Genomic DNA, 16,718 nt, shown 5'->3' on the forward strand with positions numbered 1-16,718 from the left:
ATATTCTTTAACGAATCGACTTTACGAATTCTGAAATAGAATTAACACCTTTACTGGTTAAATGCTTTATAAAAGCAGAGCCTATTATGGCGCCTTTAGCAGTTTTCGTAGCTTGTTGAAATGTTTCTTCGTCTTTAATACCGAAACCTACTATTTGTGGGATTTTTAAATTCATTGCCGCAATACGCTCAAAATAGCTTTCTTGTTCTTGACCAAAGCCCGATTTTGAACCTGTAACACTAGCTGAACTCACCATATAGATGAATCCGTTAGAAGCATCGTCAATTTGGCGAATACGAATATCGCTCGTTTGTGGTGTAATTAGAAAAACATTTATGAGTCCGTATTTTTTAAAAGTAGCCTCATAATCCTCTTGGTACACATCTAAAGGTAAATCTGGCATAATCAATCCGTCAATACCTATTTCTTGACATTTTTTACAGAATGCCTCAACACCGTATTGTAACATCGGGTTAAAATACCCCATGATAATTAAAGGAATAGAAACCGTTTTACGAATATCTTTTAATTGGTTAAAAAGTAGTTCGGTAGTCATTCCATTTTTTAAAGCAGCGGTAGAGCTCTCTTGAATTGTTGGCCCGTCTGCAAGAGGGTCACTAAATGGTAATCCTATTTCAATCATATCTACGCCGTTCTTTTCCAAATCTTGAATGATTTGAACAGTATCGTTCAATGCAGGGTAACCAGCTGTAAAATATATAGAAAGAAGCTTTTTGTCTTCTTGTAACTTTGTTGTAATTCTATTGCTCATAATAGGTTATGCTAGCTTAAAATAATCAATATATGTGTTCAAATCTTTATCACCACGACCAGAAAGACCAATAACAACGACGTCATCTTTCTTGAAATTTTTATGTTCAAAAATTGCAAATGCGTGTCCCGTTTCAATAGCAGGTATAATACCTTCTAATTGCGATAATTCTAATCCTGCGGCCATAGCTTCATCATCGGTAGCTGAATAAAATTCGGCACGACCAGATTTAAATAAATGGGAGTGCATAGGGCCTACGCCAGGGTAATCTAATCCGGCAGAAATAGAGTAGGGTTCGGTAATTTGACCATCTAGAGTTTGCATTAACATAGTTTTACAACCATGAATTATACCTACTTTACCAAGAGCAGATGTAGCTGCACTTTCGCCAGAATTTATTCCTTTACCAGCAGCTTCAACGGCAATAATGCCAACTTCAGGTTCATCTAAGAAGTGATAATAAGTACCAGCGGCATTACTGCCACCACCTATACAAGCCACAACATAATCAGGATTTTCACGCCCTTCTTGCTCTTTCAATTGCCATTTTATCTCTTCAGATATTACAGATTGAAAACGCGTAACCATATCTGGGTAGGGATGCGGACCAATAGCAGAACCAATAATATAATGAGTATCTACCGGGTTGTTGATCCAATCTCTAATAGCTTCGTTCGTGGCATCCTTTAATGTTCTACTACCAGATTTTGCAGGTCGAACTTCAGCGCCAAGCATTTTCATACGGGCAACATTAGGGGCTTGACGAGCAATATCGATTTCACCCATGTAAACGATACATTCCAAGCCCATTAAAGCACATACAGTAGCAGTGGCAACACCATGTTGACCGGCACCCGTTTCGGCAATAATTCTAGTTTTACCCAATTTTTGAGCCATAAGAATTTGACCGATAGTATTATTGATTTTGTGGGCACCTGTATGATTAAGATCTTCTCTTTTTAAATATATTTTACAACCGTGCTTTTCAGAAAGACGTTTTGCAAAATATAGTGGTGAGGGTCTACCAACGTAGTCTTTTAAAAGCTGATTGAATTCTTTTTGAAAAGAATCTTCATACATCAGTTTTAAATAATTTTGTCGTAGCTCATCTACATTTGGGTACAACATTTCAGGTATAAAGGCACCACCAAATTCACCGTAGTATCCTTTTTCGTCAGCATTGAAGCCGCCTATGTGGGAATTGATTCTATCTTCTTTTTGCATCTCTTTTAAATCTTAATAATCTGCGTATGAATTCTTTTTTAGGTAAAATAAAATATGATAAACGTATTACTGTATATTAATTACTTTTTTAAATTCGCTCAATTCTTCAATTTTTTTCAATCCTGGTACTATTTCAAAACTACTGTTAACATCAATGGCAAAGCAGTATTTAGACTCAGGTGTTTTTTTGAATTCGTTGATTTTGTCAATATTATTTAATCCAATACCGCCACTTAAAAAATATGGTTTATTAGATGGGTAATTTTTTAAGACAGACCAATCGAATGTATAACCATTGCCACCGGGTAATTTTCCTTTAGTGTCAAAAAGAAAATAGTCGCACACATTTTCATATGGTTTCAATATATCAAAGTTAAATTCCTCTTTGATTGAGAAGACTTTTATGATGTCGACTTTATGATTTTGAATTTTTAATTCAGATGCAATTTTAGAACAGTACTCCGGGGTTTCATGACCGTGCAATTGCAGCCCCTGTAATCGATGTTTTATTGTTGTTTCGATAATATAGTCTAGTTCAGCATCAACAAAAACTCCGACTTTACTAATTGTATGTGGAAGATTTGGCATTTCACCTTCAAAAAATCTTGAAGAATGTTCCCAAAATATAAAGCCTAAATAGTCTGGTCGCAATTGTGCAACTTCAGTTGTATTCAGTTTCATTCCACAAATTTTAAGCTTCATTAGTTCTTTAAATTTTTAATGAATTCAATCGCACTTTTTCCAGGGTTATCTGTCTTCATGAAATTCTCCCCTATTAAGAATCCTTGGTATCCAAATGGTCTTAATTTTTTGATGGCATCAATAGAGCTTATTCCGCTTTCAGATACCTTTACAAAATCGTCGGGTATCAGTTTAGAAAGTACTTTACTAGTCTCTAAACTAACCTCAAAAGTCTTTAAGTTTCTATTGTTTACACCTAGCATATCTAAACTTGGCATAATAGATTTATGAAGTTCTTCTTCGTTATGTACCTCTAATAATACATCTAAGCCTAAGCTTTTAGCCAATTCAGAATATGTTTTAATTTCTTGCCTAGTAAGTATGGCAGCGATGAGTAAAATAACATCGGCACCATTTGCCTTGGCTTCAATAATTTGATATTCACTGATAATAAATTCTTTACGTAGCAACGGAAGTTTAACCGATGCACGTGCTAAAATTAAATCTTCAATGGAGCCTCCAAAATATTTAATATCTGTAAGCACGCTCATACCGCAAACTCCGGCATTCTCATAACCTTTAGCAACTTGTCCCACATTTGCATTTTGATTAATACTATCTTTGGACGGAGATCGACGTTTAAATTCAGCAATAATACCTGTGTCACTATTTTTTAGTGCTTGAGCCAATGAATTTGTTTTTCTTTCAAAAAGCACAGAAGCTTCATATTGAGACATCGAAATAATCGATTTTTTCAATTCTACCTCTTTGCGTTTATCGGCTACTATTTTATCTAGAATGTTCATAAAATATATCTTCTTTTATAACCTCTTCAATTCGAGGGATAAAGCTTTTTTTTAATTTCTACTCAACTCTTGTATTTTCTTTAATGCAGTTAATCCGTGTCCGCCTAATAATGATTCTTTTGCTTTTTCAAAGCCTTCTAAGGGTGTTAGGTTATTAACTGTAGCTATAGCGATACCAGCATTCGCACAAACCACATTATTCTGTGCTTCAGTACCTCTACCTTGTAAAACATTTAAAAATATCTGGGAAGAGGTATCAATAGAATCTCCACCAACAATATCACTTTGCTTAATTTGCTTCACTCCAAAATCAGATGGTTTTAGCATGCTTTCTGTATGGTTAGAAATGGTTTTAGTATTTCCGGTTAAAGAAATTTCATCATAACCATCTAAAGCATGTAAAACGGTAAAATTCTTGTCAGTTTTCTGATATAGATATCCGTACATACGAGCAAGCTCTAAATTGAAAACACCTACTATTTGGTTTTTGGGAAACGCAGGGTTTACCATGGGACCAAGCATGTTGAAAAACGTTTTCACCCCTAAATCTTTACGGATAGGAGCCACATTTTTCATGGCAGGGTGAAATAGGGGAGCGTGTAAAACACAAATACCAGCTTCATCAATACATTTTTCAAGAAAGCCAGAGTCGTTGCTAAATTTTATCCCTAGAAATTCCATGACATTGCTACTTCCACATGTCGAAGAAACTCCGTAATTACCATGTTTGGTAACTTTTACTCCCGCACCAGCGGTAACGAAAGATGCTAAAGTGGAAATATTAAACGTGTCTTTACCATCACCACCAGTACCGCAAAGATCAATAGGGTTATAAGCCGATAAATCTACCGCCAAACATAAATCTAACAATGCATCTCTAAATCCCTCTAACTCTTCAATAGTTATGCTACGCATCATGTATACGGTTAAAAATGCCGCAATCTGACTGGTATTGTAATCACCTTTCGCAATATTTACCAAAATGCGTTTCGCATCTTCTTTGGAAAGTATTTCGTGATTTATAAGTTTATTTAGTGTCTCTTTCATTTTTTTAAAAGTATTACGCAGTTCGTATTTAGTGCAAAGAAGTTATTATCACTTTGTACTTGATACTTATTACTATGCCTTAGCATTTAACCAATTCTCTAGCATCTTTTTTCCTTGTGGAGTAAGCACGGATTCTGGGTGAAATTGTACCGCGCGAACATCATAAGTTTTATGACGAAGCGACATAATTTGTCCGTTTTCATCTAAAGAAGTAGCTTCTAAAACTTCTGGCAAATCAGGATTCACCACCCAAGAATGGTATCTGCCAACTTCGATCTCTTTAGGTATGCCTTCAAAAATAACATCATCTTTAGTTATTTTTATTTTAGTTGCAATTCCGTGATACACTTCATCTAAGTTTATTAGCGAACCACCAAAAACTTCAGCGATAGCTTGTTGCCCCAAACAAACACCGAATATACTTTTGGTAGGTGCGTATTTTTCGATGATTTGTTTTAATAATCCGGCTTCATCAGGAATACCAGGACCAGGAGAAAGCACAATTTTATCAAAAGCATCAACCTCTTCTAGGGTAAGTTGGTCATTACGTTTTACAATAACCTCGCAACCTAACTCCTCCAAATAATGTACTAGGTTATAAGTGAAACTATCGTAATTGTCTATAACTAATATTTTCTTCATCTTAAATGTCTTCAGCTATTTCTAATGCCTTGGTCAAAGCGCCTAGTTTATTATATGTTTCTTGTAGTTCGTTTTCTGGGTTTGATGCAGCGACCAAGCCGGCGCCAGCCTGATAATGCAGTTTATGATTTTTACTTAAAAAAGTTCTGATCATAATGGCATGGTTGAAGTTTCCTGAGAAATCCATAAAACCGATAGCACCACCATAATACCCACGACTTGTTTTTTCATATTTCTCAATAAGTTGCATGGCCATGTGTTTCGGCGCGCCACTTAATGTACCAGCAGGAAAAGTGTCAGCTACTACCTTCATAGTAGGAATATCGTTTTTCTTCATTCCGGTAACCTTTGAAACCAAATGAATAACGTGAGAGAAAAACTGTACTTCTCTATAATTTTCGACCTGTACCACACTACCATTTCTACTAAGGTCGTTACGCGCAAGATCTACTAGCATTACGTGCTCACTATTTTCTTTATCGTCGGTCTTTAATTCTTTAGCAAGTTGCGCATCTTGTTCATCATTACCAGTTCTTTTAAAAGTACCTGCTATAGGGTGAATTTCAGCTTTACCTTCGCTAACAATCAATTGTGCTTCGGGCGAACTACCGAATATTTTAAAATCTCCGTAATCGAAATAGAATAAATATGGAGAGGGATTAATTGAGCGTAAAGCTCTATACACATTAAATTCATCCCCTTTGAAACCTTGAGAAAAACGACGGCTTAACACCAATTGAAAAACATCGCCACGTTGACAATGCTTTTTAGCTAAATCAACCTGTTTTCTATATTCTTCATCTTCTAAATTAGATTCTCTTTCCCCTTCTATTTTAAAATTATACGTGGCAAAATTTCTAATACTTAGCAGTTGTTCCAATTCAGGAATATTATTCTCAGTGTTATAACAATGCGCAAAAAGATAAGCTTCGTTCTTATAATGGTTTATGGCAATAATATTTTGATATACGGCATAGTAAATTTCTGGAATATGAACTGAGTCATCTTTAATAGATATAGCTACATCTTCGAAATAACGAACGGCATCATAAGCCATATAACCGAACAGGCCATTATTTATAAATTTAAAGTCGTTAGTATCTGCCTTGAATGTTTTACTGAACGTATCAATAACAGCAACAACGTTAGTATCTGTAGTAATTTGAGTCTCTTCAATGGTGCCATCAGGAAACTGCTTTGTAATAATTTCATTTTCTACTTTAATAGATGCAATAGGGTTGCAGCAGATGTATGAAAAGCTATTATTATTGGCGTGATAGTCACTACTCTCTAATAAAATACTATTAGGGAACCGGTCTCTTATTTTCAAATAAACACTTACCGGCGTCATGGTGTCGGCAAGAATTATTATATGATATGTCTTAAATTGATAGGTCATAGGTACATTTATAAAATAAAGAAGGCTTGTCGTGATGACAAGCCTTTATATAGTTTTACTACAATGATGCTTTGCTCACGATGTTTTTCGTAAGTTGTTCCACCACCAAGTATTTGCTATTAAATTTTTCATTGAGCATCAAATATAAAGAGGAATTTTAAACTATCAAACTTTACCTAGTCAAAAATAAAAATCCCTTTGAAATTTATCAAAGGGATTTTAAATTGTTGTAATTCGATTTTTTTAGAAAAGCTTATAATGCTAAGTCTACTACTAAATCAAAATCATCATAGATAGCTTTGTCTCCTAAATCATCAAAAAAGCTTCCTGAACCATATTTAATATCAAATTTAGTTCTATCAACTTTCATAGTAGCGGTAGCTTTATTTTCAAACATAGATACTACTAAAGTTACAGGTTTGGTAATACCTTTTATAGTTAAATCTCCAGTTACAGTGTAAGATTTGTCATTCATTGCTTTAACAGATGTAAACACTAATTTAGAAGTTGGGTTACTTTCTACGCCAAAGAAATCAGCCGATTGCAAATGACCTTCTAATTTTTCTTTTCCTTGTCCTGCTTCTAAGTCAGTACAAGTAATTGAGGTCATATCAATTACAAATTCACCACCGGTTAATTTTTTACCGTTCATTTCAAGATGCCCAGATTTAAGATTAATGCTACCATCATGAGATCCGGTAACCTTGTAACCTTTCCAAGTAACAGTGCTCTCGCTAACCTTAATTTCTTTTTTCTCTCCATCAATTGGTGTAGAGGCTGTAGCGCTAAATCCGAAAACAGCTACGAATGCTAAACTTAATAATGATTTTTTCATGTTTCTAATTTTAAATGATTGTGTTTAATTTATATATGTGTAATAATTTGTTCTTTAGAATATCTAACCTTAGGGTAATTTTGGGTATCATCTTCAGCAGATCTATAACCCACAGCTAAAACTACGGCAGCATTTAAACCTTTGTCGGTAAGACCCAAAATTTCATTGTACTTTGCTTTGTCAAAACCCTCCATAGGGCAGGTGTCAATTTCCATTTCAGCGGCAATAGTCATTAAATTTCCTAAAACGATGTAAGCTTGGTTAGATGTCCAAGTGTTTTTGTGAGCATCAGGCAGACCTAAAAGACTAGACTTCATAGTTTGCGAAAAACCCTCAATATTTTCTTTAGAGATTTCTCTGATTTTCATGATGTTGGCAATGTAATCATCGATCAAGGTATCATCGAAAGTAGGTTTATTGGCTAAAACTATAACATATGATGAATCTGTAATTTGAGATTGGTCATATGAAGCAGCTCTTAATTTTAATTTTGTATCGGCATCTTCAATAACATAAATTTCATAAGGTTGTAAACCATATGAAGAAGCTGTTAAGTTAGCAGCGTCTAATAATGTCTCTAAATTCTCTTTGCTCACTTTTTTAGAGCTGTCGAATTTTTTTGTGGCATAACGCCAGTTTAATTTATCTAAAACTTTATCCATTACTTTTAATTAAAATTTATTTAATAATTCATTGAGTTTATGCAATTCGGTTTCGGCAAAGTTTTCAAGTATTCTTTTCTCTGCTTCAAAAAGTATTCCATCAATTTTATTCAGCGCATTCAAGCCACCTTCGGTGATAACTATTTCAACCTTTCTTCTGTTTTTTAAACATATAGTTCTATTGACAAAATCTTTTAAAATTAATTTATCGACCAAACGCGTCGTATTACTCATTTTGGTAACCATTCGCTCATTAATAGTAGAAAGATTAGCAGGTTTGCCGTTTTGCCCTCTTAAAATTCTTAAAACATTAAATTGTTGAATAGAGACATCAAAAGGTTTCAGCACCGTAGCTATCTCCTCTTCAATTTTGTTTGCAACCAAAGCCATATGAATAAGTGTCCGTTTTTCTAACGGCATCGTCTGGTTTGTTTGTATAACTTCTTCTACATTCATGTCGATACAATAATTGTATATACAAATGTAATTTTATTATTTATTTTTTACATAGTTGGAAGATTAAATTTTTGTTAAAACTATGTATGAGATTTAGATAAAGAAAAATCGATTATTTTTACGGTATATAATTTATACTATGGCAGATTTATCACAACAAGATTGGGAGGCGCAATTAGAGAAAGATACTAATGCAGTAATTCTCGATGTAAGAACAGAAGAAGAAATAGAAGAAGGTATAATTCCGAATTCTATAAATATTGATATTTACAAAGGACAAGAGTTCGTTGCCGAGCTTGAAAAATTGGACAAAACAAAAAATTATTATGTGTACTGCAGGTCTGGCAATAGAAGCGGACAAGCTTGCGCAATAATGAATAGTTTAGGTTTTGACAAAGCTTTTAACCTTCAAGGTGGATTTATGAACTGGGAAGGAGAAACCGAATAATTTTATTTCTTTCAGAAAATAGACCCGCTTAACGGTGGGTTTTTTATTTTTATAAAATGAAGGAAGATTTGCTTCATTTTATATGGAAGTTTAAAAAGTATCCCATTAACGGACTCATTTCTACAATGGGTGAGTCGGTACGTGTTTTAGCTACAGGTGCCCATAATCATTTAAGTGGTCCAGATTTCTTTAATGCACAAGTAGAGCTCAATGGTCAATTATGGGCAGGTAATGTAGAGATTCATATAAAATCTTCAGATTGGTATGCTCATAATCACCAAGAAGATTCTAATTATGACAATGTAATATTACATGTTGTTTGGGAAGATGATGTATCTGTCTTTAGAAAAGATGGTAGTGAAATTTCAACGCTGTCACTTCAAAATTACATACCCTTGAACATGCTAGAAACCTATCAACAACTTTTTGATAGTAAAAATTACAAGTTCATAAATTGTGAAAGAGAATTTAATGGTGTAGATCCATTTACTAAAAATAATTGGTTAGATCGCTTATTTATTGAGCGTTTAGAGCAGAAATCTATTTTTGTAAGCCAGTTGCTAGAACAGACTAATAATAATTGGGAACAGGTTTTGTTTTTAATGTTATTAAAGACTTTTGGTTCTAAAATCAATGGTGAGGTCTTCGTTGAAATTGGAAAATCTATTGACTTTTCTATAATTAGAAAACTACACCAAAAGCCTTTAGAACTGGCAAGTTTGCTATTTGGGCAGGCAAATTTATTAAACAATGTTTATGACGAAGATGGGTATTATAAAGACCTTATAAGAGAGTATTCTTTTTTAAAGCACAAGTTTACTTTGTTTTCCGTTTTTAAATCTCCAGAATTTTTCAGACTTAGACCTCCAAATTTTCCAACGATACGTCTAGCGCAATTAAGCGCTATATATGCCCAAAATAATAATTTGTTTCATGAGTTAATCGAAAATGAAACACCCAACTTTTCTGAAATATTAAATGTAGAAACGGCAGTTTATTGGGATACACATTTTAATTTTGGGAAGATTTCAAAAAAGAGCAAAAAGAGATTGACCGATTCGTTTTTGAACTTACTACTGATTAATACAATCCTTCCTTTGAAATTTTCATATCAACGTTATAAGGGCAATGTTGATTATGAAACATTATTTAAAATGATGTCTGTAGTAAAAAAGGAAGAAAACAGTATAATAGCTAACTTTGAAAAACTAGGGGCGCCTATAGATAATGCCAAAGATTCTCAAACCTATTTGCAGTTATATAATAATTACTGTAAAAAAGACAAATGTTTAGATTGTGCTGTAGGGGCATCTTTAATGAATTTAAAAGTCTAATTTTATCACCCATGAACATATTCTATACAACACTACATTATTTTCAGAAAAGAGGATTTGAGGTGTGTGGCAGAATTGCCGAGCGTTTGGGTATAAGGGCAAGGGTAGTTAGAACCTCTTTCATTTATCTCACATTTGTAACTGTTGGTTTTGGGTTTGCTTTGTATTTATTTTTAGCCTTTTGGTTAAGAATTAAAGATTTGATTTATACAAAACGAAATTCTGTTTTTGACTTATAAAATATGATGCAATTATTTCGGTCTAAAATTTATTTGGCATTAACCTTAATGCTAATGGTTTTGGCTTTTGGTGTACTAGGATACAGATTTGTTGCCGACTACTCCTGGGTCGATGCACTATATATGACTATAATAACGGTCACCACTGTAGGCTTCTCAGAAGTAAGGCCAATGGGGCCAGAAGGTAAGATATTTACCATAATTCTTATTATTACAAGTGTATTTATTGTTGGTTTCGCTATATCGATAGTTACCGAATACCTACTCTCCAGAAATTCAGTAGAACTGCTAAAAAAGAAGAAAATGAAGAATGCCATCGCAAATTTAAATCAGCATGTAATCGTTTGCGGCTTTGGTCGAAACGGTATGCAAGCGGCAGAGCGGCTAAAAGCTTATAAGCGACCTTTTGTCGTTATTGAGAAAGATAAAGAGGTGATAGAAAGATATGAAGAAGATATTCTTTTTATTGAAGGCGATGCCAATGATGACGATGTTTTGTTAGAAGCTGGTATTGAGCGGGCACAATATTTAATAGCTACATTGCCAGATGATGCTGCCAACTTATTTGTGGTGCTTTCGGCGCGACAATTAAAAAAGGGTCTTTTTATTATCAGTCGTGCATCTTTGGTCAATTCACAAAAGAAACTATTCTTGGCTGGTGCCGATAAGGTAATTATGCCAGATAAAATTGGTGGCGATCATATGGCTTCATTGGTAGTTATGCCAGATCTTATAACTTTTATGGATAAGCTTTCTATGGAGGGTGAACATACGACTAATTTAGAAGAAGTGGCCATTGAAGATTTTGCTAATCAGATAGATTGTAATTCGTTGAGGGATTTAGATTTACGTAGAAAAACAGGATGTACAATAATAGGATACATTTCTCCAGATGGTGATTATATAATAAATCCGGAAGCAGACATGAAACTTCAGCCTAAAAGTAAGGTCATTGTTTTAGGTAGACCAGAGCAAATAAAGAAATTGAATGAAATGTTCAATATAGAATAATAATCTTTCTACCGTTTATATTTGATTGCATCCATTATTTTTAGGATATTGCTAGACTAACTGACTAATTCAAAATAAATTTTAACTTATGAAGTCTAAACTTCTAACTCTGTTTACTTTTTTAATTCCTATTTTAATTTTTTCTCAAGAACAAGGATTGGATCAACAAATTGATCAAGCCTTTAAGCCAATTTCAGATTTCTTCTCGGCGGTGATATTTTTTAATATCTGGCATGATCCAGATATTCCTTTCGTATTAGTTTTATTGGTGGGTAGTGCGCTGTTTTTTACGTTATATTTTGGCTTTCCGAATATTCGATTTTTCGGTAAGGCAATAAATACAGTACGTGGAAAATACGAGGATATTGAAAAGCATGGTGCAAAAGAATTATATGGAGAGGATGGTATTGCTCAAGGTCAAGATTTAACCAATGTAGATATTGAGGATCATCTTGTAAGTTTAGAAAATGATCTTGCTGTCGATGGTGATATAATTGACACGATTAGAGATGAGAGTACTGATGGTGAGGTAAGTCATTTTCAAGCCTTGGCAACTGCAGTTTCTGGTACAGTAGGTAATGGTAACATAGCGGGTGTTGCATTGGCAATAGCGCTAGGTGGTCCTGGTGCAACGTTTTGGATGATTATTTGTGGACTTTTAGGTATGTCAACAAAATTTGTTGAATGTACACTTGGTGTTCAGTATAGAGATGTAGGCGAAGATGGTACTGTTTATGGTGGGCCTATGTATTACATAAGTAAAGGATTAAAAGAACGAGGTTTCAAGAATTTAGGTAAAGTTGCTGCTGTAATTTTTGCAATTTTCTGTATCGGAGGTTCTTTTGGTGGTGGTAACGCTGCACAGTCTAATCAAGCTACCATAGTTATAAAAGAGCTTTTTAATTGGCAGAGTACCGCGGCAGGTGCAATAGTTGGTCTTGTTTTGGCAATTCTAGTCGGTGTAATTATAATTGGCGGTATTAAACGTATTGCTCAAGTAACAGAAAAAGTGGTTCCATTTATGGCTGTTATGTATGTTGTTGCTTGCTTGTACATCATAATAAGTAATTATGCATTAGTAGATGATGCCATAGCTTTAATCGTAGATGAGGCATTTAAGCCAACTGCAATAGGTGTAGGTAGTCTTATAGGTGTGTTATTGGTAGGATTTAAAAGAGCTGCATTTTCAAATGAAGCAGGTGCAGGTTCCGCATCCATTGCGCATTCAGCTGTTAGAACTAAATATTCCGCTTCAGAAGGTTTAGTGGCATTGTTAGAACCATTTATAGATACGGTAGTTATATGTTCAATGACTGCAATCGTTATTATCATCTTTAACTTTGGTGGTGCTTTTACTTATGGTGGCGATGGTACCGGTTCAGTTTTAATTGACGGTGTTGCTTATGAAGGTGCAGGTATTACTGCTGTAGCATTTGCTGAATATATTCCTTATTCAAATGTATTTTTAACTATCGCAGTGGTATTATTTGCTGTGTCAACAATGATATCATGGTCTTATTACGGATTACAATCTTGGAAATATTTATTCGGGCGTGGTAGAACGGCTGATATTGTTTATAAATTATTGTTCTGTACATTCATCGTTATCGGTGCTGCGGCAAGTATGAAATCTATTTGGGATTTCTCTGATGCAATGATATTCGCAATGGTATTCCCAAATATGGTAGGTCTATTCTTTTTATTCCCTGTAGTGAAAAAGCAATTGAACAGATACTTAGATGCCATTAAGCTAAAGTATGATGCTATAGAAGATTAAGTTTTTAGCATGAATTTATTTAAATCCCACTTCAAGTTCAACAAACAAGAACGAAGTGGGATTTTCTTTTTGTTATTTTTCTTGATTATTATTCAATTGGGGTATTATTTATATCAGTCCAATTCTGTTCATCAATCATATCCTTTGGTTTTAGAAAAAGCTATACAGTCTAAAATTGATTCATTAAAAACAATAGCTTCTAAGAAAGATTCGGTAAAGGTATATCCCTTCAATCCGAATTACATTAACGATTTTAAAGGGTATACACTAGGTATGTCGGTTGATGAAATTGATCGGTTACATGATTTTAGAAAAAAAGATGCGTTTGTAAATTCAGCAGAAGAATTTCAAAATGTGACAAAAGTCTCAGATTCTTTATTGAGCGGTATTTCTAAGTACTTTAAATTTCCAGAATGGACTCAAAATACGAACCGTAAGAGACCTGAATATAAGAATACGTACACAAGTAAACCTCTCGATAAAAAAGTCGTTTATAAAGATTTAAATACAGCTACTGCAGAAGAGTTACAGCGAATTAATGGTATAGGGGTCAAATTGTCGGCAAGAATTATAAAATTTAGAGACCGCTTAGGCGGCTTTTTAATTGACAATCAGTTATTTGATGTTTATGGTCTAGAGAAAGAAGTTGTAAATAAAGCATTGAAGGAATTTAAGGTAATAAGCAAGCCAAATATTACCAAAATAAATGTAAATACGGCAACAGTGGAAGAACTGGCTAAATTGATATATCTTCAAAAACCGGTAGCTCAGGGCATAGTAAATTATCGTAATCTCAACGGAAGTATTAAATCTTTGAACGAATTATTAAAAATAGAAGAATTTCCTTCAGAACGAATTGATAGAATTATTTTATATTTGTCGTTATAAAAAAAACGCTATGCAAAGTATGTACTTCACCGAAGAACATCAATTATTTAGGGCCAGCCTAAAAGATTTTTTACAGAAAGAAGTTGTTCCTCATATCGATAAATGGGAAGAAACTGGAACCATAGAAAGGTTCATTTGGAAGAAATTTGGTGATATGGGCTATTTTGGTCTGGCAACTCCTGAAGAAGATGGTGGTCTTGGGCTTGATCTTTTTTATACAATTATCTTTTTAGAAGAATTACAAAAAGTAAATTCTAGCGGATTTGCTGCTGCAATGTGGGCTCACGCATATTTGGCGATGACTCACTTAAATAAAGAAGCAGATTCTTTTTTAAAGGAAAAATATTTACGCCCTAGTGTAGATGGTGACAAAATCGGGTGTCTTTGTATATCTGAACCTTTTGGGGGTAGTGATGTAGCTGCAATGAGAACAACTGCAATAAGGCAAGGTGATCATTATATATTGAACGGATCTAAAACTTTTATTACCAATGGGGTGTATGCCGATTATATGATCGTAGCGGCAAAAACAAATCCTGAATTAGGGCATAAGGGCATCAGTATTTTTGCTGTAGATCGCCACAGTGTAGGGGTAACGGCTAACAAATTGAATAAATTAGGTTGGCGAGCTTCAGATACTGCAGAATTAGCCTTCGATAATGTCAAAATACCTGTAGAGAACCTTATGGGTGTTGAAAATATGGGCTTTTCATATATAATGGAGCATTTTGCTTTAGAGAGATTAATAATGGGTGTTAACGCTCATGCGCGTTCAGAACATGCTTTAGACTATGCTTTAAATTACATGTCAGAAAGAGAAGCTTTCGGTAAATCTATTAACCAATTTCAAGCTTTACGACATAGGGTAGTAGATCTACATGCCGATATAGATATGTGTAAAGAATATAATTATTCTGTTGCCTATAGACTTGATAAGGGGCAATATGTAGTCAAAGAAGCGACAATATCTAAATTAAAATCTACCAAAGTGGCTGATGAGGTCGCTTACGAATGTTTGCAGTTTTTAGGTGGTTATGGTTATATTGAAGATTACCCAATGGCACGTAATTTTAGAGATAGTAGATTAGGACCTATAGGTGGTGGAACATCAGAAATATTAAGAGAGATTATTTCTAAAATAATTATCGATAAGAAAGAATATAAGCCCGCTACAGTATAGTTGTCTAAATTAAAATTTTAAAAATCAGTTTAAAGGTTGTCTGTTTCAATATAGTTGTTATATTTGCAGCCTTAATCACAAAAGAGAGGAGGTTTAGCCCATGTTAATAATACCAGTAAAAGAAGGAGAAAACATCGATAGAGCTTTAAAGCGTTTCAAACGTAAGTTCGATAAGACAGGTACAATGAGACAGTTACGTAAGCGTCAACAGTTCAATAAGCCATCAGTTGTTCGTAGAGCACAAATACAAAAAGCAGAATATATTCAAGGTCTAAGAGATCAAGAAGAAATTTAGGCTTTGTACTAGAAAATAGAAAATCCCGCAATTTGCGGGATTTTTTTTGCTCAAATTTCAACAGACTTAAAACTTTAATACCTTTAAATTATGTATTTAGCAGAATTTATATCATATCTCGCCTTAGAAAAAAAATATTCAGCGCATACAACCAATGCTTATGAAAAGGATATTTCTGAATTTAGCGTGTTTTGTAGGTCTAATTATGAAATAGAGAACATAGACACCATAGCGTATAATATCGTTCGTTTTTGGATTGTAGAATTATCTGAAAGAAAAATCAATAATCGATCTATCAATAGAAAAATTGCATCATTAAAGGCATATTATAAATTTCTCCAAAAAATAGGACAAACAGATATTAATCCCCTAAACAAGCATAAAGCATTAAAAACGGCTAAGAAAGTTGAAATTCCTTTTTCAGAGTCCGAAATGGAAAATGTATTAACGCAAATAGAATATGCCGATGACTTTGAGGGTGTTAGAGATGAGTTGTTAATACATGTATTGTATGTAACAGGTATGCGCAGGGCAGAGATTATAGCATTGAAAGTAGCCGATGTTGATTTTGAAATAATGACCATTAAGGTTTTAGGTAAACGTAATAAAGAGCGAATATTACCGATGCTAGCAGAAACAAAAGATAAATTTAAAGGGTATCTTGTTAGGCGAGATGAGTTAAATGAGTTAGTTGACGAAAGAATAATGTTCTTGACGAAATCGGGCAATAAAATGTATGAAACACTTGTTTATAGATTAATAAAAAAGTATTTTAGAGAGGTTTCCTCGAAGGTAAAGATGAGTCCGCATATTCTAAGGCACACCTTTGCAACGCATCTTTTGAATAAGGGTGCAGATTTGAATGCTGTGAAAGAGTTATTAGGTCATTCTAGTTTGGCTTCTACCCAGGTGTACACGCATAATAGTATAGCTGAGTTAAAGAAAGTTCATGCAAAGGCACATCCGAGAGGTGGTAAATAAATTTTGTATAATCAGGCTGATTTTTAGTAGGCCATAAATTT

The 16,718-nt window shown here is 34.0% G+C and carries 19 protein-coding genes; 9 read left to right on the forward strand and 10 right to left on the reverse strand.

Translation table 11 applies throughout. The features are described 5' to 3' along the window. Positions 1–7: 7 nt before the first annotated feature. From trpA to ACEN2N_RS15075, 10 genes are all read right to left on the reverse strand, one after another. A complete protein-coding gene (gene trpA, locus ACEN2N_RS15030; RefSeq protein ID WP_441825092.1) occupies positions 8–772 on the reverse strand; it encodes a tryptophan synthase subunit alpha in 765 nt (254 codons plus the stop codon). 6 nt (positions 773–778) lie between these two features. Next, complete coding sequence (gene trpB, locus ACEN2N_RS15035; RefSeq protein WP_441825093.1) at positions 779–1,996, reverse strand: tryptophan synthase subunit beta; 1,218 nt, start codon at positions 1,994–1,996, stop codon at positions 779–781. A 66-nt stretch (positions 1,997–2,062) separates the two neighbouring features. After that, positions 2,063–2,698, reverse strand: coding sequence for a phosphoribosylanthranilate isomerase (locus ACEN2N_RS15040; protein ID WP_441825094.1), 636 nt, complete (start codon positions 2,696–2,698; stop codon positions 2,063–2,065). Next, entirely contained in the window at positions 2,698–3,483 is a 786-nt protein-coding gene (trpC, locus tag ACEN2N_RS15045; RefSeq protein ID WP_441825095.1) for an indole-3-glycerol phosphate synthase TrpC, read from the reverse strand. The genes ACEN2N_RS15040 and trpC overlap by 1 nt, the downstream gene beginning before the upstream one ends. Before the next feature lie 51 nt (positions 3,484–3,534). Next, positions 3,535–4,530: an anthranilate phosphoribosyltransferase gene (trpD, locus tag ACEN2N_RS15050; RefSeq protein WP_441825096.1), complete on the reverse strand. Its 996-nt coding sequence runs from the start codon at positions 4,528–4,530 to the stop codon at positions 3,535–3,537. 72 nt (positions 4,531–4,602) lie between these two features. Next, the gene (locus tag ACEN2N_RS15055; RefSeq protein ID WP_441825097.1) at positions 4,603–5,172 is read right to left on the reverse strand and encodes an anthranilate synthase component II; all 570 of its coding nucleotides are present in this window, start codon (positions 5,170–5,172) and stop codon (positions 4,603–4,605) included. A 1-nt stretch (position 5,173) separates the two neighbouring features. After that, positions 5,174–6,571: an anthranilate synthase component I family protein gene (locus ACEN2N_RS15060; protein ID WP_441825098.1), complete on the reverse strand. Its 1,398-nt coding sequence runs from the start codon at positions 6,569–6,571 to the stop codon at positions 5,174–5,176. A 253-nt stretch (positions 6,572–6,824) separates the two neighbouring features. Next, positions 6,825–7,406, reverse strand: a complete 582-nt coding sequence (locus ACEN2N_RS15065; protein WP_441825099.1) for a YceI family protein — start codon at positions 7,404–7,406, stop codon at positions 6,825–6,827. Positions 7,407–7,435: 29 nt separating this feature from the next. Further along, on the reverse strand, positions 7,436–8,068 hold the full coding sequence (locus ACEN2N_RS15070; protein ID WP_441825100.1) for an NAD(P)H-dependent oxidoreductase: 633 nt from the start codon (positions 8,066–8,068) through the stop codon (positions 7,436–7,438). Positions 8,069–8,077: 9 nt separating this feature from the next. After that, positions 8,078–8,524, reverse strand: a complete 447-nt coding sequence (locus ACEN2N_RS15075; RefSeq protein WP_441825101.1) for a MarR family winged helix-turn-helix transcriptional regulator — start codon at positions 8,522–8,524, stop codon at positions 8,078–8,080. 139 nt (positions 8,525–8,663) lie between these two features. Here ACEN2N_RS15075 and ACEN2N_RS15080 point away from each other — a divergent pair, with 139 nt between their 5' ends. The 9 genes from ACEN2N_RS15080 to ACEN2N_RS15120 all read left to right on the forward strand — a co-directional run bounded on the left by ACEN2N_RS15080 (position 8,664) and on the right by ACEN2N_RS15120 (position 16,677). Then, positions 8,664–8,972: a rhodanese-like domain-containing protein gene (locus ACEN2N_RS15080; RefSeq protein WP_441825102.1), complete on the forward strand. Its 309-nt coding sequence runs from the start codon at positions 8,664–8,666 to the stop codon at positions 8,970–8,972. A gap of 56 nt (positions 8,973–9,028) precedes the next feature. Further along, positions 9,029–10,306: a DUF2851 family protein gene (locus ACEN2N_RS15085; RefSeq protein ID WP_441825103.1), complete on the forward strand. Its 1,278-nt coding sequence runs from the start codon at positions 9,029–9,031 to the stop codon at positions 10,304–10,306. Positions 10,307–10,317: 11 nt separating this feature from the next. Then, positions 10,318–10,545 (forward strand): PspC domain-containing protein, encoded by a 228-nt coding sequence (locus tag ACEN2N_RS15090; RefSeq protein WP_424001824.1) that lies wholly within the window; start codon positions 10,318–10,320, stop codon positions 10,543–10,545. A 3-nt stretch (positions 10,546–10,548) separates the two neighbouring features. Further along, entirely contained in the window at positions 10,549–11,556 is a 1,008-nt protein-coding gene (locus ACEN2N_RS15095) for a potassium channel family protein (protein WP_441825104.1), read from the forward strand. 88 nt (positions 11,557–11,644) lie between these two features. After that, positions 11,645–13,333, forward strand: coding sequence for an alanine/glycine:cation symporter family protein (locus tag ACEN2N_RS15100; protein WP_441825105.1), 1,689 nt, complete (start codon positions 11,645–11,647; stop codon positions 13,331–13,333). A 9-nt stretch (positions 13,334–13,342) separates the two neighbouring features. Then, entirely contained in the window at positions 13,343–14,221 is an 879-nt protein-coding gene (locus tag ACEN2N_RS15105) for a ComEA family DNA-binding protein (protein ID WP_441825106.1), read from the forward strand. Between the two features lie 10 nt (positions 14,222–14,231). Then, the gene (locus ACEN2N_RS15110; protein ID WP_441825107.1) at positions 14,232–15,401 is read left to right on the forward strand and encodes an acyl-CoA dehydrogenase family protein; all 1,170 of its coding nucleotides are present in this window, start codon (positions 14,232–14,234) and stop codon (positions 15,399–15,401) included. 100 nt (positions 15,402–15,501) lie between these two features. Then, positions 15,502–15,696 (forward strand): 30S ribosomal protein S21, encoded by a 195-nt coding sequence (rpsU, locus tag ACEN2N_RS15115; protein WP_027067859.1) that lies wholly within the window; start codon positions 15,502–15,504, stop codon positions 15,694–15,696. A gap of 90 nt (positions 15,697–15,786) precedes the next feature. After that, positions 15,787–16,677, forward strand: a complete 891-nt coding sequence (locus ACEN2N_RS15120; RefSeq protein WP_441825108.1) for a tyrosine-type recombinase/integrase — start codon at positions 15,787–15,789, stop codon at positions 16,675–16,677. Positions 16,678–16,718 lie beyond the last annotated feature (41 nt).

This window comes from Maribacter spongiicola (assembly GCF_052119685.1).
GTDB classification, from domain to species: domain Bacteria; phylum Bacteroidota; class Bacteroidia; order Flavobacteriales; family Flavobacteriaceae; genus Maribacter; species Maribacter spongiicola_A.